The organism is Pseudomonas sp. ok272 (assembly GCF_900109995.1).
GTDB lineage: Bacteria > Pseudomonadota > Gammaproteobacteria > Pseudomonadales > Pseudomonadaceae > Aquipseudomonas.
In genome coordinates this window covers 144,293-168,177 of record NZ_FOCB01000006.1, presented here as the reverse complement: position 1 = coordinate 168,177, position 23,885 = coordinate 144,293, and the positions used below count along the sequence as shown (strand labels likewise).

23 protein-coding genes are annotated in these 23,885 nt (G+C 62.6%); 12 read left to right on the top strand and 11 right to left on the bottom strand.

Going from position 1 to position 23,885, the window contains the following annotated elements:
• Window positions 1–64: 64 nt before the first annotated feature.
• On the bottom strand, window positions 65–2,134 hold the full coding sequence (locus tag BMW74_RS11545) for an AsmA family protein (protein ID WP_093419044.1): 2,070 nt from the start codon (window positions 2,132–2,134) through the stop codon (window positions 65–67).
• Between the two features lie 386 nt (window positions 2,135–2,520).
• Here BMW74_RS11545 and BMW74_RS11540 point away from each other — a divergent pair, with 386 nt between their 5' ends.
• The 7 genes from BMW74_RS11540 to BMW74_RS11510 all read left to right on the top strand — a co-directional run bounded on the left by BMW74_RS11540 (window position 2,521) and on the right by BMW74_RS11510 (window position 7,772).
• Window positions 2,521–2,976, top strand: coding sequence for a hypothetical protein (locus tag BMW74_RS11540; RefSeq protein ID WP_093419042.1), 456 nt, complete (start codon window positions 2,521–2,523; stop codon window positions 2,974–2,976).
• 159 nt (window positions 2,977–3,135) lie between these two features.
• Window positions 3,136–3,768: a TetR family transcriptional regulator gene (locus BMW74_RS11535; protein WP_093419040.1), complete on the top strand. Its 633-nt coding sequence runs from the start codon at window positions 3,136–3,138 to the stop codon at window positions 3,766–3,768.
• A gap of 288 nt (window positions 3,769–4,056) precedes the next feature.
• Window positions 4,057–4,557 (top strand): urease accessory protein UreE, encoded by a 501-nt coding sequence (gene ureE, locus BMW74_RS11530; RefSeq protein ID WP_093419038.1) that lies wholly within the window; start codon window positions 4,057–4,059, stop codon window positions 4,555–4,557.
• Window positions 4,554–5,228, top strand: coding sequence for an urease accessory protein UreF (locus BMW74_RS11525; RefSeq protein ID WP_093419036.1), 675 nt, complete (start codon window positions 4,554–4,556; stop codon window positions 5,226–5,228). Before ureE ends, BMW74_RS11525 begins: the two co-directional genes overlap by 4 nt.
• Window positions 5,229–5,251: 23 nt before the next feature.
• On the top strand, window positions 5,252–5,866 hold the full coding sequence (gene ureG, locus BMW74_RS11520) for an urease accessory protein UreG (protein WP_093419034.1): 615 nt from the start codon (window positions 5,252–5,254) through the stop codon (window positions 5,864–5,866).
• 28 nt (window positions 5,867–5,894) lie between these two features.
• Window positions 5,895–6,467, top strand: coding sequence for a HupE/UreJ family protein (locus BMW74_RS11515; RefSeq protein ID WP_093419032.1), 573 nt, complete (start codon window positions 5,895–5,897; stop codon window positions 6,465–6,467).
• 171 nt (window positions 6,468–6,638) lie between these two features.
• On the top strand, window positions 6,639–7,772 hold the full coding sequence (locus BMW74_RS11510; RefSeq protein WP_093419027.1) for an AGE family epimerase/isomerase: 1,134 nt from the start codon (window positions 6,639–6,641) through the stop codon (window positions 7,770–7,772).
• Between the two features lie 130 nt (window positions 7,773–7,902).
• Here the strand turns inward: BMW74_RS11510 and BMW74_RS25205 are convergent, their stop codons facing one another.
• The 9 genes from BMW74_RS25205 to BMW74_RS11460 all read right to left on the bottom strand — a co-directional run bounded on the left by BMW74_RS25205 (window position 7,903) and on the right by BMW74_RS11460 (window position 18,539).
• Window positions 7,903–8,064, bottom strand: coding sequence for a hypothetical protein (locus BMW74_RS25205; protein WP_175479198.1), 162 nt, complete (start codon window positions 8,062–8,064; stop codon window positions 7,903–7,905).
• Between the two features lie 379 nt (window positions 8,065–8,443).
• On the bottom strand, window positions 8,444–9,214 hold the full coding sequence (locus BMW74_RS11500; RefSeq protein WP_093419022.1) for an SDR family oxidoreductase: 771 nt from the start codon (window positions 9,212–9,214) through the stop codon (window positions 8,444–8,446).
• 831 nt (window positions 9,215–10,045) lie between these two features.
• Window positions 10,046–10,762, bottom strand: coding sequence for an ABC transporter ATP-binding protein (locus tag BMW74_RS11495; RefSeq protein ID WP_093419018.1), 717 nt, complete (start codon window positions 10,760–10,762; stop codon window positions 10,046–10,048).
• Window positions 10,759–11,631, bottom strand: a complete 873-nt coding sequence (locus BMW74_RS11490) for an ABC transporter ATP-binding protein (protein WP_093419015.1) — start codon at window positions 11,629–11,631, stop codon at window positions 10,759–10,761. The genes BMW74_RS11495 and BMW74_RS11490 overlap by 4 nt, the downstream gene beginning before the upstream one ends.
• Window positions 11,628–12,911 carry a high-affinity branched-chain amino acid ABC transporter permease LivM gene (gene livM, locus BMW74_RS11485; protein WP_093419011.1) on the bottom strand — a complete coding sequence of 428 codons (1,284 nt, stop codon included), beginning with the start codon at window positions 12,909–12,911 and terminating at the stop codon, window positions 11,628–11,630. Before livM ends, BMW74_RS11490 begins: the two co-directional genes overlap by 4 nt.
• 3 nt (window positions 12,912–12,914) lie before the next feature.
• The gene (locus BMW74_RS11480; RefSeq protein ID WP_093419008.1) at window positions 12,915–13,829 is read right to left on the bottom strand and encodes an ABC transporter permease subunit; all 915 of its coding nucleotides are present in this window, start codon (window positions 13,827–13,829) and stop codon (window positions 12,915–12,917) included.
• A gap of 278 nt (window positions 13,830–14,107) precedes the next feature.
• On the bottom strand, window positions 14,108–15,241 hold the full coding sequence (locus BMW74_RS11475) for an ABC transporter substrate-binding protein (protein ID WP_093419005.1): 1,134 nt from the start codon (window positions 15,239–15,241) through the stop codon (window positions 14,108–14,110).
• Window positions 15,242–15,604: 363 nt separating this feature from the next.
• Window positions 15,605–16,888 carry an L-pipecolate oxidase gene (locus tag BMW74_RS11465; protein ID WP_093418998.1) on the bottom strand — a complete coding sequence of 428 codons (1,284 nt, stop codon included), beginning with the start codon at window positions 16,886–16,888 and terminating at the stop codon, window positions 15,605–15,607.
• Between the two features lie 160 nt (window positions 16,889–17,048).
• On the bottom strand, window positions 17,049–18,539 hold the full coding sequence (locus BMW74_RS11460) for an L-piperidine-6-carboxylate dehydrogenase (RefSeq protein ID WP_093418993.1): 1,491 nt from the start codon (window positions 18,537–18,539) through the stop codon (window positions 17,049–17,051).
• 164 nt (window positions 18,540–18,703) lie between these two features.
• Here BMW74_RS11460 and BMW74_RS11455 point away from each other — a divergent pair, with 164 nt between their 5' ends.
• From BMW74_RS11455 to nadE, 3 genes are all read left to right on the top strand, one after another.
• Window positions 18,704–19,603, top strand: a complete 900-nt coding sequence (locus BMW74_RS11455) for a LysR family transcriptional regulator (protein ID WP_093418990.1) — start codon at window positions 18,704–18,706, stop codon at window positions 19,601–19,603.
• 210 nt (window positions 19,604–19,813) lie between these two features.
• Window positions 19,814–21,040 (top strand): nicotinate phosphoribosyltransferase, encoded by a 1,227-nt coding sequence (gene pncB, locus BMW74_RS11450; RefSeq protein ID WP_093418986.1) that lies wholly within the window; start codon window positions 19,814–19,816, stop codon window positions 21,038–21,040.
• Window positions 21,041–21,044: 4 nt separating this feature from the next.
• Window positions 21,045–21,872: an ammonia-dependent NAD(+) synthetase gene (gene nadE, locus BMW74_RS11445; RefSeq protein ID WP_093418982.1), complete on the top strand. Its 828-nt coding sequence runs from the start codon at window positions 21,045–21,047 to the stop codon at window positions 21,870–21,872.
• Window positions 21,873–22,017: 145 nt separating this feature from the next.
• Here the strand turns inward: nadE and azu are convergent, their stop codons facing one another.
• Complete coding sequence (gene azu, locus BMW74_RS11440) at window positions 22,018–22,464, bottom strand: azurin (RefSeq protein ID WP_093418979.1); 447 nt, start codon at window positions 22,462–22,464, stop codon at window positions 22,018–22,020.
• A 346-nt stretch (window positions 22,465–22,810) separates the two neighbouring features.
• Here azu and BMW74_RS11435 point away from each other — a divergent pair, with 346 nt between their 5' ends.
• Window positions 22,811–23,398: an LOG family protein gene (locus BMW74_RS11435; RefSeq protein WP_093418976.1), complete on the top strand. Its 588-nt coding sequence runs from the start codon at window positions 22,811–22,813 to the stop codon at window positions 23,396–23,398.
• A gap of 68 nt (window positions 23,399–23,466) precedes the next feature.
• Window positions 23,467–23,658, top strand: a complete 192-nt coding sequence (locus tag BMW74_RS11430) for a hypothetical protein (RefSeq protein WP_093418972.1) — start codon at window positions 23,467–23,469, stop codon at window positions 23,656–23,658.
• Window positions 23,659–23,885: the final 227 nt, after the last annotated feature.

Genomic DNA, 23,885 nt, shown 5'->3' with positions numbered 1-23,885 from the left:
CGCACCCCTAACAAACTATTACCCAAGAATAAAAACCTTAAGCCGGCCGCTCAAAAAGTTCATCTCACCCGCTTACCGTCTTCGGCGCTTTACCCGCCTTCATCTGCTCCAGCAGCGGTGCACACTGGTTAGGCTCGCCGCCGCTGGGCGCCACCAACGCCAGCAGGCCCGCCGCCGGACCGGCGATCACCCCCAGGGCGACCATGCCGGCGCCCCGCAGCATCAGCGGCACGCCCTTGACCCCCGCATCCGGCTTGATGAACGGCCCGCGCACATACAGCGGCGAGCGCAGTGAAATCAGGCGCCAGCCCTTGGACTCGGGGGTGATGGTCAGGTCCAGCTGTTCGGTGGCCAGGTTGGCCGTGCCGTCGATGTAGACGATGGCGTTCTCGGTGTCGAACACAAACAGCTGCGAGGTGGCCAGGCCGGTCTTGATCCTGAAGTCCGCGGCTGCGCAGTTAATCTTCACGTCCTTGTCGCCAAAGATCTTGCCCACTAGGTAGTTGCCGACGTTGAGCCCGGCCAGTTCCATCAGTTCACGGCTGATTGCACCGTCGTTGATCAGCATCTTGAGGTTGCCGTTGGCACTGCCCAGCAACGCTGCCACCGAGTTGCCCGTGCCGGCGATGTCGGCGTCGCCGTTGAGTTCACCGAAGCTGGTTTTCATCGGTTCGAAACCGGGGAGCAACTGCTTGAGCTTGAAGCCTCGGGCCGTCAGCTTGGCCTGCCCTTGCAACGGCACCGTGCGGCCGTCGAGGCGGATCTGCGCATCCAGCTTGCCGCCCGCCACGCCAAAACGCAGGGGTGTCAGGCTCAGTTGGCCATCGGTCAGGACTAGGTGGGTGTAGAGGTCGGTGAACGGCAGTTTTTCACTGTGAACGATGCGCTTGCCGGTGAACTCGACATCGGCGTCCATGTCGCGCCAGCGCTCGGTACGGAACGCCTCCACGGGCAGTACCTTGTCCGCCGGCTGCTTGCCCATCCCGCCCCGGGCCTGCTGCTTGGCATTGGAGTCGGCGCCGATCAGCGGCGCAAGGTCGGCGAACAGCAGTTGATTAGCGACCAGCGCCCCACCGAGCTTGGGCCGTGGCTGGCTGGCGGTGTAGGCCAGGTTGCCGTGGATATCACTGCCGCCGATGGTGCCGTTGAAATCGTCGTAACGGAACGTCGCACCGCCAACCGCGTGTAGGTTGGCGATCAAGTGACCGTCGGTGGCATAGGGTGGCGAATCCGGCAGGGTGACGCCGGTCAAGGGATAGAGGTTGCCCAGGCTGCTGCCGGCCAGTTTCAGGCGCAGGTCCAGGGCACCGAGGGCCAGGGGATCGGTCAGGGTGCCGGCCAGTTCGACGCGGCTGTCGGCGATCTTGACCTGGGCCTGCAAGGGAAACGGTTTGGCGGCGTCCTGCAACGCCAGCAGTCCGCCCATCTTGCCCTCACCGCTGAGCTTCTGGCCGTGGTACTGGCCTTTGACCTTGAGCGCAAAGGCGTAGTCCTGTGGCGCACTGCCCTTCTCCAGGGTTTTCTTGGCCGCCTTGTCCCCCACGATGTCCGCGAACGGCACCGGCTTACCCAGGGGATCGATCAGCACGTCGAGTTGGGTTTTCAGGGACTGGTCGTCAAGGGTCACATGCCCCTTGTCGAAACCGATGGCGCCGATCTCCACCACCCAGCTGGAGGGCGCAGCGTTCGGGTCCTTGGGATCGAAGGTAAATGTCCAGTTGGCGCGGCCGTCGACCAGGCGTTGCAACTGGGCATTGGGTTCGGTGAGGTCAATACGTGGGATGACCACGCGCTGGGCCAGCAGGGCCAGGGGCGAGACACGCAACTCCACCCGTTTGAGGCTGACCATCTGCGGCTGCTTGGACCACGGCGGGTTGCCCAGGCTCAGGTCCTCGGCCACCACGTGCGGCCACGGCACCCAGGCGCGCCAGCCGCCCTCGTCCAGCTCGCGCTGCCAGACCACCGCGAGGTTGCCATTGATGGCGAAAGGTCGATGCAGTTCTTCGGAGACTTTGGTATTGAGCGCCAGCTTGATCCGGTTCCAGTCGAAGAACGCGATGATCAGCACCAGCACGGCCAGCAACAGCGCCAGGCAAGCGAAGGTCCAGGCGAGGATTCTACGAGGGCGCGTCATTGCATAAAGCTCCTTGGGACCTGTCGGTGCGCCAACGGAGACGCCCGTCATAAACGGTAGGCCATAAATCGGCCCGCTATGAACACTACGACTGGCGAATGGCCCGCAAGGTTTAAAAAAACGCCGATTCAGACACAAAAAGTCGAATTTCCTGACCGATTCGCCAGCTTTGCGTTACCGACCCCGCACGTTTTTCACGCAGTGGTGGGTCGAAAATACCCACATCAGTGCAAAATCCCCTTCCGGAAACACCCGTTCTAGAGCCTTCGCGCTGAACAATCAATTCTGTTGATTATTACCATTGTCTTTATGAACTTTTATATCAATTTATCGAGAGTAGCATTGCCTCCGTACCCACTTTATCGCCCCCCCAAGGAGCAACCGCCATGAAACGCCAATTACTGCTGAGCTTGACCCTCTCGATTCTGGCCGCCAACGCCTATGCCTTGCCCGCCGCCGAGCAAACCACCCCACAAGTCAAAGCCGAACACGCCGTGTTCAGCCAGACCCTCGCCGCTGATGGCTACGACCGTACCGGTTCCGCGACCCTCGCCGCTGACGGCTACGACCGCACCGGTTCCGCGACCCTCGCCGCTGACGGCTACGACCGCACCGGTTCCGCGACCCTCGCCGCTGATGGCTACGACCGCACCGGCTCCGCGACCCTCGCGGCTGATGGCTACGACCGTACCCCACAAGGCCAGACTGTTGCCGAAGGTGGCCGTGATCGCCTGGAAGAGAAAGGCCTGGTTGAAGATGGCTACAGCCGCACCCCACAAGGTCAAACCGTTGCCGAAGGTGGTAGCGACCGCGTGATCGAACGCAACAACGCTGTGAGCTGAGTCCATGGCGGCCTTGGAAAAAGCCCGATCCTCAGGATCGGGCTTTGACGTTGTGGAATCCCGCGCAATCCCTCGCCTGACCCCCTGATTGAAGTTCGACGCCAGCAAAGACGATTTGCTAGAGTGCGCCGCTGTCCCTGATTAGAAGTCCGCCGCCTGATGCTGCCCCGCGCCGAACAGAAACAACAGACCCGCCTCGCCTTGATGGACGCAGCCCGCCATCTGATGGAGTGCGGCCGAGGATTCGGCAGCCTGAGCCTGCGTGAAGTGGCGAAGACCGCCGGGATCGTCCCCACCGGTTTCTACCGGCACTTTACCGACATGGATCAGTTGGGCCTGGAACTGGTCAGTGAAGTCGACCAGACCTTCCGCGCCACCCTGCGCCTGGTGCGCCACAACGAATTTGTCATGGGCGGGATCATCGACGCCTCGGTGCGCATCTTCCTCGATGTCGTGACCGCCAACCGTTCGCAGTTCCTGTTCCTCGCGCGCGAGCAATACGGCGGTTCGCTGCCGGTGCGCCAGGCCATTGGCAAGCTGCGCGAGGACATCAGCTCGGACCTCGCCGCCGACCTGTCGCGGATGCCCAAGCTCCAGCACCTGGACTTCGCCGGCCTGTCGGTGATGGCCGACCTGGTGGTCAAGAGTGTGTTCGCCACCCTGCCCGACATCATCGACCCACCCGTCGACGCCCTGCCCGAGCACCTGACCCCACAGGCGAAAATCACCCAGCAACTGCGCTTCATCTTTATTGGCCTGAAGCATTGGCAGGGGTTGGGCAGTACCGAGTAATTGTCATTTAGACATCATGCCCTGTGGGAGCGAGCCTGCTCGCGATGGCGGTGTATCCGTTACAGCGGAGCCGGCAGACAGCCCGCTTTCGCGAGCAGGCTCGCTCCCACGAGGTACTTTTCACAGCTTCAATTTGGTGCGCCCTAGAACGCTGCCGCACCATCTTCATCCAAGCGCCCACCTCATGTTGAGAGTCAGGCCACGTACTGACGGCTTTTTCCTACACGCCCCCCAATTGGCAAGCCCCTTGCTCTAGCCCCTGCATCGTCATTTGCAGGAAGCCTTGCCATGCTGGTGATTCATCGCCGAATCGCGCCTCAACCCGTCTGGGCCGCCGAGTTGCACCTGAACTTCGACGCCCGCAGCAAAAGCCGCCTGCGCTGTTTCAGTGCCGAGGGGGAAGACGTCGGGTTGTTTTTGGAGCGCGGCCAGCCGCCGCTGCATGACGACGAATGCCTGCAGGCAGAGGACGGCCGCACCGTGCGCGTCTGCGCCCGCCCCGAACAGTTGCTGCACGTCACCTGTGCCAATCCCTTTGAACTGACCCGCGCCGCCTATCACCTGGGTAACCGTCACGTTGCCCTGCAAGTCGGTGACGGCTGGCTACGCCTGCTGGATGACTACGTGCTCAAGGCCATGCTCGAACAACTCGGTGCCCAGGCGCAGAGCCTCGAAGCGCCGTTCCAGCCGGAACACGGCGCCTATGGCGGTGGTCATCATCATTCGCGCCATGGTGAAGAAGCCTTCAACTACGCCCCCAAGCTGCACCAGTTCGGCGTGCGCCCATGAACCCGGCCTGGGCGCTGTTGCGCCTGGCCAGTCCGCAACTGCCGATTGGTGGCTACAGCTATTCCCAGGGCCTGGAAATGGCCGTGGACAACGGTCGGGTGCACGACCCGCGGTCGGCCCGGCGCTGGATCGGCGACCAGTTGCTGCTCAATCTGGCGCGCTTCGAAGCCCCGCTCCTGCTGGCCCATTGCACCGCCGCCGCCCATCTGGACTGGCCCCGGTTGCAGCGCTGCAGCGAGGAACACCGCGCCAGCCGGGAAACCCGTGAGTTGCATCAGGAAAGCCGGCAGATGGGCTATTCCCTGCAGCAACTGCTCAACGGCCTGCCGGAACTGGATCCCCCCGCCCGGGCCTTTCTCGATCAACACCGCGAACCGCACCTGGCCCTCGGCTGGGCCCTGGCCGCGCGCGCCTGGGGGATCAATCCCGACGATGCCCTGGCCGCCTGGCTGTGGAGCTGGCTGGAAAACCAACTGGCGGTGCTGATGAAAACCTTGCCCCTGGGCCAGCAAGCCGCGCAACGCCTGACCAGCGAATTGCTGCCGCTGCTGCAACAGGCCCAGCACGACGCTACCCGGATCGACCCCCACTCTTACGGCAGCGCTGCGTTTGGCCTGTCCCTGGCGAGCATGGCCCATGAGCGCCAATACAGCCGCCTGTTCCGTTCCTAGGGCCTGTTACTTTGGAGAATCACATGAACACCCAACCCCTGCGTGTCGGCATCGGCGGCCCCGTCGGCTCCGGCAAGACCGCCCTGACCCTGGCCCTGTGCCTGGCCCTGCGCGAGCGCTACAACCTGGCCGTGGTCACCAACGACATCTACACCCGCGAAGACGCCGACTTCCTGGTGCGTCACCAGGCCCTGGCGCCGGAACGGATCATCGGTGTCGAGACCGGTGGCTGCCCCCACACGGCGATTCGCGAAGACGCCTCGATCAACCTCGAAGCGGTGGACCAACTGAACCGGCGCTTCCCCGGCCTGGACCTGATCCTGGTGGAGTCCGGGGGCGACAACCTGTCGGCCACCTTCAGCCCGGAACTGTCGGACCTGACGATCTACGTGATCGACGTCTCGGCCGGCGACAAGCTGCCGCGCAAGGGCGGGCCGGGGATCTGCAAGTCAGATTTGCTGGTGATCAACAAGATCGACCTGGCGCCGCTGGTGGGCGCGTCGCTGACGTTGATGGACAGCGACACCCAGCGCATGCGCAACGGCAAGCCGTTTGTGTTCAGCAACCAGAAAACCGGCCAGGGCCTCGACGCCATCATTGCCTTCATCGAGCGCCAGGGCTTGCTGACCGCCGCCTGATCAACTTATCCACAAGGAAACCCCATCCATGTCACGCAAACACCTCTTGGTCGCCGCCGCCCTGCTCCTCAGCCCCGCGCTGGCCTTCGCCCACCCCGGCCACGGCGACAACGGCCTGCTGGCCGGCATCAGCCACCCGCTCGGCGGCCTGGACCACTTGCTGGCGATGCTCGCCGTGGGCCTGTGGGCCGCGCAACAACAAGGCGCGGCGCGCTGGGCCCTGCCCTGCACCTTTGTCGCCAGCATGCTGATGGGTGGCCTGCTGGGTTTTGAAGGATTGAACTTGCCTGCCCTGGAAGGCGCAATCGCCGCCTCGGTGCTGGCCCTCGGGCTGGCCGTGGCCCTGGCAGTGCGCCCGCCGCTCGGCCTGGCAATGGCCGCCACGGCGTTATTCGCCCTGTGCCATGGCGTCGCCCATGGCCTGGAGTTGCCGGACATGTCCAGCCCGTGGACCTACGCGACGGGCTTCATCGCCGCCACGGCGCTGCTGCATGCCGCCGGCTACGCGGTGGTCCGCACGTTGCCGCGCGCGGCGGCGCCATTGGTGCGGGTCGCGGGAGCGGCTTCGGCGGCGACCGGGGTCTGGTTGTTGGCAGGCTGAGTTGTTTGTGGCCTGGGCGGGCCTCATTCGCGAGCAGGCTCGCTCCCACCAGGGATTTGCGTTGAACACCTGTGGGAGCGAACCTGCTCGCCAAGACCGCCCAACAGACACCACATCACCCAGGCCTGCTACCATATCGCGCCCATACTCCTGCCGTGACGACGCCAGCCCATGCCCCATGCTCCTCGCTCTGCCTCCCAGCCTGAACTGAGCGCTGTTTTTGCCTCAGTCCACCAGCATTTTCGGGACGTGATCGTGCCGCTCTGGCAAGGCCCGGGCTGGAACGCGGACATGGCGCTGCCCTATGAGGCACTGGACGCCGAGCACCAGCCATTGCCACCACAGCGCTACCGCGCCATGGCCTGCGCCCGGCAGTTGTACCTGTTCGCCAGCCTGATCGGCGAAGTTCCAACCGCACAGGAGCGCGCCGGCGCGTTGTTCCGCTCGTTGCAGCAGCACTTCCACGATGCCGAGCACGGCGGCTGGTTCTACAGCATCGACGCCCAAGGTGCGCCCCTGGACCTGCGCAAAGACCTCTACACCCACGCCTTCATCCTGTTCGCCTGCGCCCACTACTGGGCCAAGGTGCGCGAACCGCTGGTCGAATCAGCGCTCAACGCCGCCCTGCACGTCATCGCCCAACGCTTTGCCACCGGCGACGGCCTGTACGAAGCCAGCCTGGATCGCGACTGGTCGTCACTCGACTGCGGGCCGCTGCAAAACCCGCTGATGCACTTGGCCGAAGCGTTCCTCGCCACCCTGTCCGTACGTGATGACGCTCAGGTGTCCACCGCCCTGGCCGCCCTGTGCACAGCGATGCAGCAACGCTTCATCGACGCCAGGCACGGGGTGATGATGGAGAAACCGCTGGGGGCTGTGGATAACTGGTTCGAGCCCGGGCACCAGTTCGAGTGGTTCTTTCTGCTGGACTCATCCAGCGCCCTGCGCGGCTCAGCCCTTCACACCTCGCTGAGCCGCGCCTTCGCCTTCACCGAGCAACTGGGCGTCGACCCACAGACCGGCGCCGTCGCCGCCATGCTCGACCTCGAACAAGGCGGGCGCTTGCGTGATGGCACCCAACGCATCTGGGCCCAGGCCGAATACCTGCGCGCCCTGACCTTACGCCCCGACAGCGAAGCGGCGCTGCAACGCCAACTGAACGCCCTGCAACAGCGCTTCCTGCACCCCGACGGCTGGTACGAATGCCTGGACACCACCGGCACCGTCAGCCGACGCGACATGCCGTCGACCACGCCCTACCACTTGGCGACCTGCTACCGCGGGCTGGCTGAGTATCTTCGTTAACTGAACGAATGCCTTCGCGAGCGGGCTCGCTCCCACAAGGGATCGGGTGCATCCGCAAGAGGTAGGTTGGCTGGCGGGCCGTCTTCGCCGGCAGCCGGTCTCGCCCCCACAATGAATCAGGGTACATCTGCTAGAAACAAGTCGGCTGGCAGGCCGTCTTCGCGACGGTGCGGCGATCCGACAAGCCCGCGCCCACCAAAAGCAAATTCACCACCACCACCACCACCACCACCACCACCACCACCACCACCACCACCACCACCACCACCACCACCACCAAACGCCCAGCCACCCGACTCCGCCCTTCACCACTCAACAGGCCGAGCGTTAGCTCGCCTGAAGCTCTTGATCTTGATCCACCCGCCCCGTCGGCAGGCTGAGCGGAGGTATTCATCTGGGGACTGGCGCGCAGCGCCGTTCGACGCAGTCGAACACATCGCAGGGAGGTGCAGCGAAGCAAACCGGAGAGCGATGCCCCCGGATGGATACCGTAGCGAAGGAACCCCGAGCCTTAGCGAGGGGCCGAACGCTCGGGGCAAAGCCTTTTGGTTACTTTTTGGCGTTTGAAAAAGTGACCCGCCGTAAGGGCGGAACCGCCAGCAGCCATGACCGCAGCAACGGATATGCCCCCCAACCGCCAGAGCTAGGCCGCCTTCGCCGGCAAGCCGGTCTTACGCCTTGCCACCACTGCGATCAATCGCAAACCCACCCCAGGTCTGACTCACCGGCATCAACTCCAAACGGTTGATATTGATGTGCGCCGGCGCATTGAGCACCCAGAAAATCGTCTCGGCGATGTCCTGCGGCTGGATCGGCTCGGCGCCAGCATAGGTCGCGTCATAGCGGGCCTGATCCCCGGCGAAACGCACCAGCGAAAACTCACTCTCACACAAGCCTGGCTCGATATTACTGACCCGCACACCCGTGCCTTGCAGGTCGCAGCGCAGGCTCAGGGAGAACTGTTTGACGAACGCCTTGGTCGCGCCATACACGTGGCTGCCAGGGTACGGATAATTGCCCGCCACAGAACCCAGGTTGATGATCCCGGCACCGCGACCATGGGCGATCAGGCGTGGCAGCAACAGACGAGTGCTGAACATCAGGCCCTTGATGTTGGTGTCGACCATGGTTTCCCAGTCGTCCAGGTCGCACGTGGGCGCCGGGTCCACGCCCAGGGCCAGGCCGGCGTTGTTGATCAGCCCGCGCAGGGTGGCGAACGACGGCGGCAGGGTGGCAATCGCCGCCTCCATGGCCTTGCGGTCACGCACGTCGAGCACCAGGCCATGGACCTCGGTCTGCTGCGACAGCTCGGCACACAGCGCGTTGAGGCGTTCTTCACGACGACCGGTCAGCACCAGTTTCCAGCCGGCCTCGGCGAATCGACGGGCACAGGCTTCACCAAAACCGGAGGTCGCGCCGGTGATAAACAGGGTGTTGGACATCGTGTTCTCCTGAGCGATGGCTGACGGCCAGCCATTGGAATAGAAATCAGCGGCCAGCATGCCCGGCCACGCTCACGGCGGCAACCTCGCGACAACTGTACAAAAAACGCACAATCCAGCGCAGACCCTATCCGCCGTGGCTCGCAGCCAACTGCGCGCACGTTATCCACAGGCCGGTCCACAGTCTTTGGGGGCAAGTGCAAAACCGTAAAGTCCTTTACCCACAAGGCTTTGCGAGCATCTTGAGAAGTTTTTTACTTGACCCTCGTGGGCCTGCCGTGTTGCCCCGCCCATTCACCGGGCAGGAGACGTGCGCCAAGTGATGGCTTGAAGCCTTTAACGGCGGTACTTTGCCGAGTCTTTCCAGAGTTTAACCACAGACTTATCCACAGGCTGGCGGGGTCGTTTCGGGTTGCACCTTGGGCCGAATAAAGAGGTTGACATCCTGGCCACTCCATCGACCAAAAACGCCTGATCAAAAAACAACCATCAGCTTGTAAGCCCCGGCTATAAAGGCCTGCAGCGAGTTGCACCCACGTTACCCACAGCCAGTTCCACAGCAAACGGGGACAAGTCAAAGCTGTGGAAAAACAGCCATTTGCAGCGTCTTTATGTCGCGCCTTAACAGCTTGCGGAATTTGTTGTCCACAATTTCCCCCGCACCTCTGTGGGAGCGAGCCTGCTCACGAATACGGCAGGTCGGTCACATTGATGTTGAATGAGGTACCCGCTTCGCGAGCAGGCTCGCTCCCACAGGGTTGGGCACTATCGTGGAGGCGTAAAAAACCCCGGCGATTGCGCGCCGGGGTTGTGGACCGTTTCAGCAACGGCTCAATGCCCGCCCAGGTAGGCGTTGCGCACCTCCTCGTTCACCAGCAACTCCTTGCCGGTGCCGCTGAGGCGGATCTGCCCGTTGACCATCACATAGGCCCGGTCGGACAGCTTGAGCGCGTGGTTGGCGTTCTGCTCCACCAGGAAGATGGTCATGCCGGTCCCCGCCAACTCACGCAAGGTGGCGAAGATCTGCTTCACCACGATCGGCGCCAGGCCCAGGCTCGGCTCGTCCAGCAGCAGCAACTTGGGCCGGCTCATCAGGGCGCGGGCAATGGCGAGCATTTGCTGTTCGCCACCGGACATGGTCATCGCCCGCTGGTTGCGCCGCTCCTTGAGCCGTGGAAACAGCTCGAACATGCGCTGCATGTCTTCGTCCACATGCTTGTCGCCAATGGGGATGGTACCCATCTGCAGGTTTTCCTCGACCGTCATGTCGGGGAACACCCGCCGCCCTTCCGGCGACTGGGCGATGCCGTGGGAGGCGATGTAGTGGGACGATTTGTGAGTGATGTCCACGCCTTGGTAGATGATCTGCCCATCGGCCGCCCGCGGCTGGCCGAAGATCGACATCAGCAGCGTCGACTTGCCGGCGCCGTTGGAGCCGATCAGGCTGACGGTCTCCCCTTCGTCGATGTGCAGCGAGACTTTCTTCAGCGCCTGGATCGGCCCGTAGAACACGTCCAGTTCCTTGAGTTCGAGGATTCGCTGGCTCATACCACCTCCTCTTCATCGGCGCCCAGGTAGGCGGCGATCACCTTGGGATCGTTGCGGATCGCCTCGGGACCTCCCTCGGCGATCACGATGCCGTGGTCCAGCACCACGATGTGATCGGAAATGCTCATGACCATGCCCATGTCGTGTTCGATCAGCACCACGGTCAGATCGTGCTCGTCGCGCAGCAGCCGGATCATCGCGCTCAGCGCTTCGGTTTCTTGAGGGTTGAGGCCGGCGGCCGGTTCGTCGAGGCAGATGATCTGCGGGCGGGTGCACATGGCGCGGGCGATTTCCAGGCGCCGTTGCTGGCCGTAGGACAACTCACCGGCCAGGCGGTTGGCGCAGTCCACCAGGTCGACCACTTCCAGCCAATAGAAGGCATGGTCCAGCGCGTCGCTCTCGGCCTGGCGGTAGCCCTTGGTGTTGAGGATGCCGGCCAACATGTTGCGGTTGACCCACATGTGCTGGGCCACCAGCAGGTTTTCCAGCACCGACATTTCCTTGAACAGGCGGATGTTCTGGAACGTGCGCGCCAGGCCGGCGCGGTTCACCAGGTGGGTGCCGCCGAACATTTTGTAGTACAGGCGACTGGCGAAGTTTTTCGGGCGGACGAAGTCCGTGAGCCTGAACGACTCGCCCAGGAGCTGGATGACGTTGGTCTTCTCGCCCCGGGCATTGAGTTCGATCCGCCCACCGGAGGCCTTGTAGAACCCGGTCAGGCAGTTGAACACCGTGGTCTTGCCGGCGCCGTTGGGGCCGATCAGGGCAAAGATCGAATTGCGATGGACCTGAAGGCTGACGTCGCTCAGGGCCTTGATGCCGCCGAAGTGCATCATCAGTTTCTCGACAGACAGAACGACTTCGCTCATGGCGCCACTCCTTTGCGCGGGGTCACGCCAGTGCGGCTGATCCGGATCAGACCACGCGGGCGCCAGATCATCATCAACACCATCAGGATGCCGAACAACAGCACCCGGTACTCGGCGAAGCTGCGCAGCAGCTCAGGCGCGACGGTCAAGACGAACGCGGCGATGACCACGCCGATGGTCGAGCCCATGCCCCCGAGCACGACAATCGCGAGGATCAGCGCCGACTCGAAGAAGGTGAAGGACGTCGGGTTGACGAAGCCCTGGTAAGTGGCGAAGAACACCCCCGCCAGACCCGCCGTCGACGCGCCCAGGGTAAACGCCGAGAGTTTCACCAGCACGTGGTTCAGGCCCATGGAACGGCAGGCGATTTCATCTTCGCGCAGCGCTTCCCAGGCGCGGCCGACCGGCATGCGGGTCAGGCGATGCTTGATGTACAGCACCGCCAAGACCACCAGGAACAACACGGCGTAGATGAAGTAATACTTCACGTCCGGGTTATAGACGGTGCCGAAGAATTCATGGAACGGCACGCCGCCCTCCTTCGCCCGCTTGCCGAACTCCAGGCCGAAGAACGTCGGCAGCGGCGCCGGCATGCCGTTGGGGCCGCCGGTCAATGACAACCAGTTGTTGAGGATCAGGCGGATGATCTCGCCAAAGCCCAGGGTGACGATCGCCAGGTAGTCGCCGTGCAGGCGCAGCACCGGGAACCCCAGGATGCACCCGGCCAGTGCCGCCGCGATGGCCGCCAGCGGCAAGACGGTCCAGAACCCCAGCCCGAGGTATTGATACCCCAGCGCCAGGCCATAGGCACCGATGGCATAGAACGCCACATAGCCCAGGTCCAGCAGGCCCGCCAGGCCAACCACAATGTTCAGTCCCAACCCCAGCAACACGTAGATCAACCCGAGGATGACCACGCCCAGCAGGTAGGAGTTGGAGAAGAACGGGAAGACCACCGCGATGACGATCACGATGGGGATGATCCAGCGCAGCCGCGACTTGTAGTCCGGCGCCAACACATGCACCCCGGAGCCGGTGTTCTCGAAGCCGTCGAGGATCCGGCGGCCCTTGCTGGTTTGCAGGAACAGGCTCAGGGCAAAGCGCCCGGCCATGACCACCGCAATGATCCAGGCCACGCGCTTGGGTTCCAGGTTGAAGCTGTAGCCATCGAGGACGATGCCGACAATCGGACCGAAGACGATCAAGGCAATCAGGCCGGCAAGAATCGCGTCAACCAGGCTTTTTTTGATATCGATGCTTTTATGAGTGGTTGAGGACATCGCTTACACCTTCGACACAAGAGGACGGCCCAACAGGCCTTGGGGTCGAAAGACCAGGACGAGCACCAGCAGCGAAAAGCTGAACACGTCCTTGTAGTCCGAGTTGACTAGGCCGGAGAACAGCGATTCGGAGATTCCCAGGATGATGCCGCCGAGCATCGCGCCGGGCAGCGAGCCGATGCCGCCCAGTACCGCGGCGGTGAAGGCCTTGATACCAATGACGAAGCCGGCGTAGAAGTCGAAAGTGCCGTAGTTCATGGTGATCAGCACGCCGGCCAACGCCGCCATGGCCGCGCCAATGACGAACACGTAGGAAATCACCCGGTCGGTGTTGATCCCCAGGATCGACGCCATCTTGCGGTCTTGCTGGGTCGCGCGGCACATGCGGCCGAGCTTGGTGTACTTGATGATGTAGGTCAGCAGCGCCATGCCGGCGAAGGCCGCCACCAGGATGAAGATCTTGGTGTAGGTCAGCTGCACGAAGCCGGTGCCGATGTCGATGCGCCAGGCGCCGGTCAGCAGGGTAGGCACCCCTTGTTGCTTCGCGCCCTGGGCGATTTGTGCGTAGTTCTGAAGGATCAGGGAGATACCGATGGCGCTGATCAGCGGTGCCAGCCGGGTGGAGTTGCGCAGCGGTTTGTAGGCGATACGCTCGATGACCCAGCCATACACCCCCGTGACGATGACGGTGAAGACCAGTGTGCCGAGCATCAGCAGCGGGAAGGATTCAATACCGAAGTAAGCCAGCAGAGCCAGACTGATTGCCGCCAGGTAAGCGGAAATCATGTAAACCTCGCCGTGGGCGAAGTTGATCATGCCGATGATGCCATAGACCATTGTGTAGCCGATGGCGATCAGGCCATAGACCGACCCGAGGGTCAGGCCATTGACCAGTTGCTGCAGGAAAATACCATCCATAACGCAATCTCACGCAGTGAGAGCGCGCACACCTGGGGCACCGCACGAGCCATCAAAGACGCGTGCAGGTATCAACGTGTGCGTCTCTTGGAAGACAAACAGACACAAGGCAACCTCAGTCGTTGCTGGACACTCAAGCGAGCACGGTGTCCATCACAGCGACATCCCAGTGTGGGAGCGAGCCTGCTCGCGAATTCGGCGCGCCAGCCAACATTACGGCTGACGGTGTTGCCCTCTTCGCGAGCAGGCTCGCTCCCACACCAGACCTGGGGTTCATGTCACTTCTGTTTTTCGAGCTGATGGTATTTACCGCTCGCGTCCCACTGGTAAACCACATAGTCGGAGACTTTCAGGTCGCCCTTGCTGTCCCAGGCTTTCTCGCCCATGACGGTTTTCACCGGGTGAGCCTTGAGCCACTTGGCGGCGTCTTCGCCTTTGTTGGACTTGGCGCCATTGAAGGCGTCGGCCAGGGCCTGGACCGAGGCGTACGCGTACAGGGTGTAGCCTTCAGGCTCAGTACCGGCCTTGCGGAATTGCTCCACCACCGCCTTGCTCTCTGGCAACAGGCGCGGGTCGGCGCCGAAGGTCATCAGCACACCGTCAACGTATTGCGGGCCGCCAGCGGTGGTCACCAGTTCGTCGGTGACGACACCATCGTCAGACATGAACTTGACGTCCTTCAGGCCCTCGGTGCGCAGTTGCTTGACCAGCGGACCGGCTTCCGGGTGCAGGCCACCGAAGTAGACCACGTCGGCACCGGCGGCACGGATCTTGGTCACCAGGGCGCTGAAGTCTTTTTCGCCACGGGTCAGGCCCTCGTAGATCACCGGGGTCACGCCGCGCTTGATCAACTGTGCCTTGGTCGCGTCCGCCAGGCCCTGGCCATAGGTGTCCTTGTCGTGGATGACTGCGACTTTCTTGCCCTTGAGCACATCGACGATGTAGTCGCCGGCCACGATGCCTTGTTGGTCGTCACGCCCGCACATGCGGAACATGGCGCTCAGGCCGCGCTCGGTGACTTGGGGGTTGGTGGAGCCTGGCGTGATCGCAATCACCCCGGCCTCGTCATAGATTTCCGAGGCTGGAATGGTCGAGGACGAACAGAAGTGCCCGACCACACCCGCCACCTTCTGGTTGACCAGGTCCTTGGCAACGGTCACGGCCTGTTTCGGCTCGCAGGCGTCATCGCCCTTGACCAGCACGATCTTCTCGCCATTGACGCCACCCGCTGCGTTGACGGCATCCGCTGCCGCCTGAGCACCTTTCATGTACTGCTCGCCAAATGCCGCGTTGGCACCTGTCATGGGTCCCGCTACGCCGATCTTGATGTCAGCCTGAGCAAATGCAGAAACACCCAGCGCCGTTGCCACGGCGAGGGCCAGAAAGCCTTTCTTGTAAAACGTCTGGGACATGAGGTGGTGCTCCAAGTTTTTTATAGTTGGCACTGCGACGTCACTCAATGCTCAGAGCAAGGGCCGTGCCATTGGTTTTTTATTCTTGAACACGTTGCTGCCTGATTGTTTTGTCGACGGTTTCGGGCCCTTTTCCATGGGGCGTGCAACCGTCTGGAACGCGAAAGGTAAAACCATTGTTTTTTAAAGGCGCAACCTGCGCGTGCCAGCATTGCAACCATTGGCAGAAACGACGTGCAACCCATCTGTAACAGCCCGCGTCACCGAACTGCACACTGCTGGTGCAGGAACTGCTACAACCCGCACCACTACAGGCTAGTCGCAACCTGGAAAACTGCTGCCCGTCGGCACAAATAGCCCTGTTCAAATGACAATTCGTAGGCATTGGCCCGCGTGATAGAGGGAGAAACCGACCTCGTACAGGCAACTGCGTACACCCACCCCGGCCAACGGCTGCATGGGCGCGAAAGGTATCGGCAAGGCCTGGGGGTCGCCGTGACACAGGTAGTCGGCAAACGCCTTGCCGACTACCGTGCCAGTGGTCACGCCACGGCCGTTGTAGCCGGTGACCGCGACCAGGCCGGGGGCCGGTTCGAACAGGCGCATCAAGTGGTCCGGGGTAAAGGCGATGCAGCCGGTCCACGTACACTCCCACTCCACCGGCTTGAGGTACGGAAAGTAATGCTGCTGCACCCGGTCGGCCCACGCCTTGAGGAACCACGCCGGTTTTTGATTGCCGTTGCCCAGGCTGCCGAGCAACAAGCGGCCCTCCTGGTCGCGGCGGATGCTGCTCAAGACCTGGCGGGTGTCCCACGAACCCTGCCCACCCGGCAGAATGCGTTGGGCCGCGTCATCGGTCAGCGGCCGGGAGGCCACCTGGTAGTAGTAACCGGGGAAGAAGTTACGCCGCAATTCGGTCCAATCGCCCTCGGTATAAGCGTTAGAAGCGATCACTACTTGCTCGGCCAGCACCGAACCACCCGCCGTTTGCACCGACCAACGCTGGCCCTGGCGCTCCAGGCGGGTAACCGCGCTGTGATCGAACAAACGGCCACCCAGGTTCACTGCGGCATTGGCCAACCCGGTGGTGTAGGCCATCGGGTTGAGCGTGCCGGCACGCCGATCAAGCAACGCGGCAGCAATCTTTTGCGTGCCGGTGGCTTGCTCGCAGGCGGCCCCGGTCAACAGTTCGACCGGCGCGCCACGGCGCTTCCATTGTGCTTCGCGACTGCGCAAATCCGCTTCACCGCGGGCGTTGTGGGCCATGTGCAAGGTGCCTTCGCGACGCAACTGGCAGTCGATGCCGTACTTGTCGACCAGGCTGAACACCAGGGCCGGTGCGGCGCCGAGCATGCGGTTGAGCTGGCTGCCAACCGCCGTGCCAAACCCGGCTTCGATGTCGTCCGGGGGGATCCACATGCCCGCATTCACCAGCCCGACATTGCGTCCCGAGCCCCCTTGCCCGCAGCGCTGGGCTTCGAGCACACACACCCGCTTGCCCTGCTCCAGCAAATGCACGGCCGCCGACAACCCGGTAAACCCGGCGCCGATCACGCAGACATCCGCCGTGACCTCGCCACTGAGCGCCGCCCGGTCAGGCCGTTGCGGCGTCAGTTTTTCCCATAAGCATTCGTCCAGTAACGGCATTGCCAGACTCCGATCAGAAACCTAATCAACACACCATTAAGTGTGGGAGCGGGCTTGCCCGCGAAGACGTCGGCACAGCCAACATAGACATCGAATGTGATGGCCTCTTCGCGGGCAAGCCCGCTCCCACAGGGGATTTTCATAGGTTCAAGGGATGGGTTTAATCGAAGGTAATCCCCTGCGCCAACGGCAGTTCCAGCGAATAGTTGACGGTGTTGGTCTGGCGGCGCATGTAGCCGCGCCAGGCGTCGGAGCCGGACTCGCGGCCGCCACCGGTTTCTTTCTCGCCACCAAACGCGCCGCCGATTTCCGCGCCGCTCGGGCCGATGTTGACGTTGGCGATCCCGCAATCGCTGCCCACCGCCGACATGAACTGCTCGGCCTCACGCACGTCCGTGGTGAAGATGCACGAGGACAAGCCTTGTGGCACGCCGTTGTTCAGGCGCAGCGCCTCGGCGAACTCGGTGTAGCCGACCACGTACAGGATCGGGGCGAAGGTTTCGCTGCACACCACGTCGCTTTGCTCAGGCATTTCGACGATGGCCGGCGACACGTAGTAGGCGTTGGGGAACGTCTCTTCCAGCTGGCGCTTGCCGCCGAACACCCGGCCGCCTTCGCTCAGGGCTTGCTCCAGCGCGTCCTGCATGGCGTCGAAGCTGTGCTTGTCGATCAGCGGGCCGACCAGGTTGCCTTCCAGCGGGTGGCCGATGCGCACCTTGGCGTAGGCCGTCTTGAGGCGAGCGACGATCTCTTCCTTGACCGATTCGTGGGCAATCAGCCGGCGCAAGGTGGTGCAGCGCTGGCCGGCGGTGCCGACGGCGCTGAACAGGATCGCCCGTACGGCCATGTCCAGGTCGGCGCTGGGGCCGAGGATCATCGCGTTGTTACCGCCCAGCTCCAGAATGCTGCGGGCAAAGCGCGCGGCGATTTTCGGCGCCACCTCGCGGCCCATGCGGGTGCTGCCGGTGGCGCTGATCAAGGCCACGCGCGGATCGTCCACCAGCGCGGCGCCGGCATCGCGGCCGCCGATGATCACTTGACTCAAGTACGGCGGCGCATCGCTGAAATTCTTCAGCACACGCTCGAACAGTGCCTGGCAGGCCAGCGCGGTGAGCGGGGTTTTCTCCGACGGTTTCCAGATCACCGGGTTGCCACACACCAGGGCCAGCGTGGTGTTCCAGGCCCAGACCGCGACCGGGAAGTTGAACGCACTGATCACCCCGACCACCCCCAGCGGATGCCAGGTCTCACGCATGTGGTGGCCCGGACGCTCGGAGGCGATGGTCAAGCCGTACAGTTGGCGAGACAGGCCGACGGCGAAGTCGCAGATGTCGATCATCTCTTGCACTTCACCCAGGCCTTCCTGGGTGATCTTGCCGGCTTCCCACGACACCAGCTCGCCGAGGTCAGCCTTGTATTCACGCAACACTTCGCCGAACTGGCGCACCAGTTCGCCGCGACGCGGCGCCGGCACCTTGCGCCACAGCTCGAACGCATGCTCGGCACGCGTGACCTGCTGCTCGACTTCGGCGGCCCCTTGCCAGTTCACCGAGGCGATCACACTGCCGTCGATCGGTGAATGCACCGGCGTTTTGCCGTTCTGGTACTGGGCCGGGTTCACCCCCAAGCGATCGAGCAATGCGGCAACCATGGGTCACTCCTTCAACAGATAAGACATAAAGTTCGCCGCCCTCTGACGCGCGGCTTCAGGCCATTAGTTGTAGCTGCCCCGAGACTTGCCAACAAACGACGATTAGGCGAGATATCATTCCCTTTATTCATGCAAAGCGTTGCAACAAGAACAAAGGACTCCCGATGCTGAATAAACGCCACTTGCCGTCCATCACTGCCTTGCAGTGTTTTGAAGCGGTCACCCGCCACCTGAGCTTCACCCGCGCCGCCGAAGAGTTGAACCTGACCCAGAGTGCCGTGAGCAAGCAGGTCGCGCAACTTGAGGAGCTGCTGCAGCACCTGCTGTTCCGTCGGGTGCGGCGCCGCCTGCAAATGACCCCGGCCGGTGATTTGTACCTGGTAGAAGTCCGAAAGATCCTTACCCAGGTCGAGATGTCGACCCATTACCTGCGCTCCTACGGCGGCGAGACCGAAGTCCTGCGGGTGTCGACGCCACCTACCTTCGGTGCGCGCTGGCTGGTGCCACGGCTCAAGGGCTGGCGCCTGCGCCATCCGCACATCCACCTGGACCTGTGCGCCGAGCAGGAGGCCGATGAGTTACTGCAAGGCGGCAGCGACCTGGCGTTCTACTTCGGCCAGGGTTCCCGGCCGGGCACCGAGTGCCTGAAGCTGTTCGGCGAAGAACTGGTCGCAGTGTGTTCCCCTGACAGCCTGCCGACCCAGCCCTTCACCGATCCAACCCAACTGACCGACCTGGTGCTGCTGCAAATCGCCTCGCGCCCCCAGGCCTGGCACGACTGGTTCGACAGCCAGGGCCACTCGACCGAACACAGCTACCATGGCCCGCGCTTCGACACCTTCTACATGTGCATCCGCGCCGCCCAGGTCGGCTGTGGCGTCGCCCTGCTGCCAAGGTTCCTGGTGGAAGAAGAACTGGCCGACGGCAAGCTGGTGATCGCCTGGCCGCACGCCATGTCCAGCACCGACGCCTATTACCTGGCCTACCCGGAACACTCGGCCGGCGTCCCCAAGGTGCGGGACTTCGTGAAGTGGATGCTGGAGCAGATCGATGACCCGAGCTGACCATCTAGCCCCTGTGGGAGCGGGCTTGCCCGCGAAGGCGCCGGGTCAGTCAACATTGGTGCTGGCAGTGCCGACCTCTTCGTGAGCAAGCCCACTCCCACACGGCCCCTTTGCCTTAAAAATCACTGGCAATCACCACCGCCGATATGCGCCACTACGCCCATTCATTGAAACTGCGTGAAGGCTGCGGCCAGCCTGGAGATACCCGTTATGAGCGAGAGCGTATTTGGCGATCGCATCGTGCAGAACCTGCTCGACACAGACTTCTACAAGCTGACGATGATGCAGGCGGTGCTGCACAACTACCCCAACGTGGAAGTCGAATGGGAGTTCCGCTGCCGTAACAGCGAGGACCTCAAGCCTTACCTTGCAGAGATCCGCTTCCAGATCGAGCGCCTGGCCGAGTTGAGCCTGAGCGCCGACCAACTGAGCTTCCTGGAGCGCATCAGCTTCCTCAAGCCGGACTTCCTGCGCTTTCTCGGGCTGTTCCGCTTCAACCTGCGCTACATCCACACCGGCATCGAGAACGGCGAGCTGTTTATCCGCCTGCGCGGACCGTGGCTGCATGTGATTCTGTTCGAGGTGCCACTGCTGGCGATGGTCAGTGAGGTGCGCAACCGCTATCGCTACCAGGCAATCGTCCTGGGACAGGCCCGCGAGCAGCTGTATCGCAAGTTCGACTGGTTGTCGGCCAACGCCAGCAGCGACGAATTGTCCGAACTGCAGGTGGCCGATTTCGGCACCCGCCGGCGGTTTTCCTACCGCGTACAGGAGGAAGTGGTGAACGTGCTCAAGCATGACTTCCCCGGACGCTTCGTCGGTACCAGCAACGTGCACCTGTCCCGCGAGATGGACATGAAACCGCTGGGCACCATGGCCCATGAGTGGATCATGGCCCACCAGCAACTCGGTCCACGACTGATCGACAGCCAGATCGCCGCCCTCGACTGCTGGGTGCGCGAGTACCGTGGCCTGCTGGGGATTGCCCTGACCGACTGCATCACCACCGACGCCTTTCTCGGCGACTTCGACCTGTTCTTCGCCAAGCTCTTCGACGGCCTGCGCCATGACTCCGGGGATCCGATTGCCTGGGCCGAAAAAGCCATCGCCCACTACCACCAGCTCGGTATCGAGCCGCTGAGCAAGACCCTGGTATTCTCCGACAGCCTGACGCTGCCCAAGTCGCTGGAGATCTTTCGCGCGTTGCGCGGGCGGATCAATGTCAGCTTCGGTATTGGTACCAACCTGACCTGTGACATTCCCGGTGTCGAACCCATGAGCATCGTGCTTAAAATGACCGCCTGCAATGGCCAGCCCGTCGCCAAGATCAGCGACGAGCCCGGCAAGACCCACTGCAAAGACCCGAATTTCGTCGCCTATTTGCGACATGTGTTCCAAGTACCTGCCGCCCTCTCTGGCAACTCAAGCAAGGAGTGAATTCATGCAAGCCGTACAGCGTGAGATTGCTGAACAGCTCAAGGTCCAACCGCCCTTCACCGGCCACGCAGCCCTTGAGGCCGAAATCGCCCGGCGGATCGCCTTTATCCAGGACTGCCTGGTCAATTCCGGGCTCAAGACCCTGGTGCTGGGCATCAGCGGCGGGGTCGACTCGTTGACGGCCGGCCTCCTGGCCCAGCGCGCCATGCGCCAACTGCGCGATCGCACCGGCGACACGGCCTACAAGTTCATCGCCGTGCGCCTGCCGTACGACACCCAGTTCGATGAGCACGACGCCCAGGCCGCGGTGGACTTCATCGCCCCCGACGAGCGCCACACCGTCAACATCGGCCCGGCGGTGAAAGCCCTGGCCAATGAAGTCGCGGCCTTTGAAGGCAAGCACGCGGTGTCGGTGGACTTCGTGCTGGGCAACACCAAGGCGCGGATGCGCATGGTCGCCCAATACACCATCGCCGGCGCCGCCCATGGCCTGGTGATCGGCACCGACCATGCCGCCGAGGCCGTGATGGGGTTCTTCACCAAGTTCGGTGACGGCGCCTGCGACCTGGCGCCACTCAGCGGCCTGGTGAAGAACCAGGTCCGGGCGATTGCCCGGGATTTCGGCGCACCGGAATCGCTGGTGGAAAAGATCCCCACCGCCGACCTCGAAGACCTGTCGCCCGGCAAGCCGGATGAAGCGTCCCACGGCGTGACCTACAGCGAGATCGACGCCTTCCTGCACGGCCAGCCGGTGCGTGAAGAGGCGTTCAGGATCATCTGCGACACCTATCGCAAGACGCACCACAAGCGGGTGATGCCGTTTGCGCCGTGATTGACGTGCGGCCATGAAAAAACCCGCTGGGGAGTGATCCCCAGCGGGTTTTTCTTTGGCCGTCAGCCGTGTGTCGAGGCTGACGTCGTCTTCGCGAGCAAGCCCGCTCCCACAAGGGCGGCGTGAATCCTCGCGGTGTGCCTGATTACTTCAGGGTCACGGAGCCTTTCATCATCGCGATGTGGCCAGGGAACGAGCAGAAGAAGCTGTAGGCTTCGCCGGCTGTCAGCTTGGACACGTCGAAGGTCACCGAGTCTTTCTCGCCGGCACCGATGATCTTGGTGTGGGCGATGATGCGCGCATCACCTTCTGGCAGATAGCTCTTGTCGATGCCGGCGGCCATGCCCGCGGTGGCGATCGGCTGCATGTCAGCGGTTTTGCTGATCACCAGGTTATGACCCATGACGTTCTTCGGCAAGCTGCCGGAGTGAGTCAGCTCGACGGTGAAGGTCTTGCAGCTCTTGTCGATGGTGATGTCCTTGGTGTTGAAGGACATCTGATCAGTCGAATCGACAGTGACCTTGCATTCCGCAGCCAGCAATTGGCCGCTGGCCAGTGTCAGCAGGGATGCAGCAACAAGTTTGGTGAACATGGTGAATCTCCAAGGCAGGGTTAACAAAAAGACGCAAAGACGGAAGACTGCCTGAAATCTTCGCAAGTTCCTATGATACGCGTCAAAAAGTGTATACACATTCCACGCTATGACACTTATCGAAACAATCTACCGGCCAAATACCCCGCGACGGCTTAAGATCGGGCTTATCGCCCCCCCTGACGGAGTCCCGATCATGTCCCTCAATACGCTGTTGTGCAGTTTGCTCGCCGCCTACGCCTGCGGTGCCAGTGGCACCGGTGAAGAAGCGCGCCGCGAGGATTAATCCTTGGAGCGCTAGCGTCGTGCTATTACCCTTGGCGCCTCACTGACCACGGAGCATGGCATGTCTTTAACCTCTGTTTGTGTATTCTGCGGTGCCAGCACTGGCACTCATCCAGCCTATAAAGAAGCGGCCATCGCCCTGGGCCAGGCATTGGCCCGACGCAAGCTGACCCTGGTGTACGGTGGCGGCGCGGTGGGCTTGATGGGGATCGTCGCCGACGCTGCCCTCGCGGCCGGTGGTGAGGTGGTCGGGATCATCCCGCAAAGCCTGATGGACAAGGAGATCGGCCACAAAGGCCTGACGCGCCTGGAAGTGGTCGACGGCATGCACGCCCGCAAGGCGCGCATGGCCGAGCTCAGCGATGCCTTTATCGCCCTGCCCGGTGGCCTGGGGACCTTTGAAGAGCTATTCGAAGTCTGGACCTGGGGCCAACTTGGCTATCACGGCAAGCCGCTGGGCCTGCTGGAAGTGAACGGTTTCTACAGCAAACTCAGCGCATTTCTTGATCACGTCGTCGGCGAAGGCTTCGTTCGCGGCCAGCACCGTGACATGCTGCAATCCAGCGAATCGCCACAGGATCTGCTGGACGCGTTGGATGCCTGGCAACCGGTTGTCGCACCAAAATGGGTCGGGCAAAATCCCGGCTAACCCCTAGCCCCGGTTTAAAGGCAGAATACGCGCCGCTCAACCTCACCTTCGACCCCAGAGGATCGCCCATGGCTAAACCTAATTACTCCTTCGCCAAACGTCAGAGAGACTTGGCCAAGGAACAGAAGAAAGAGGAAAAGTTGCAACGCAAGAAAGCGGCAGCCGACGAAGAAGCCGGCATCGCGAGCCCGGATGCAGAAGGCGAAGTGATTGCCGATGACGTTGTTGAAACACCGAAAGACCAGGCGCCAGACGCCTGAGACCCTCCGGGTTTGAGACTCCAATCAAACCCATCGAATGCTGCTCCTTGTGAGCGCGAGCCTGCTTGCGAAGTGTCCGGGACATCCAACACCTGTGTTGACTGTACCGGCGCCTTCGCGAGCAGGCTCGCTCCCACAGGCTGGGTGGTGTGGCGCAGATAGCATTTACTCCCGTGATCCTTGTGGGAGCAACTGTCTTAGCCTTGCCGTTCGTCACCGCCATCGCC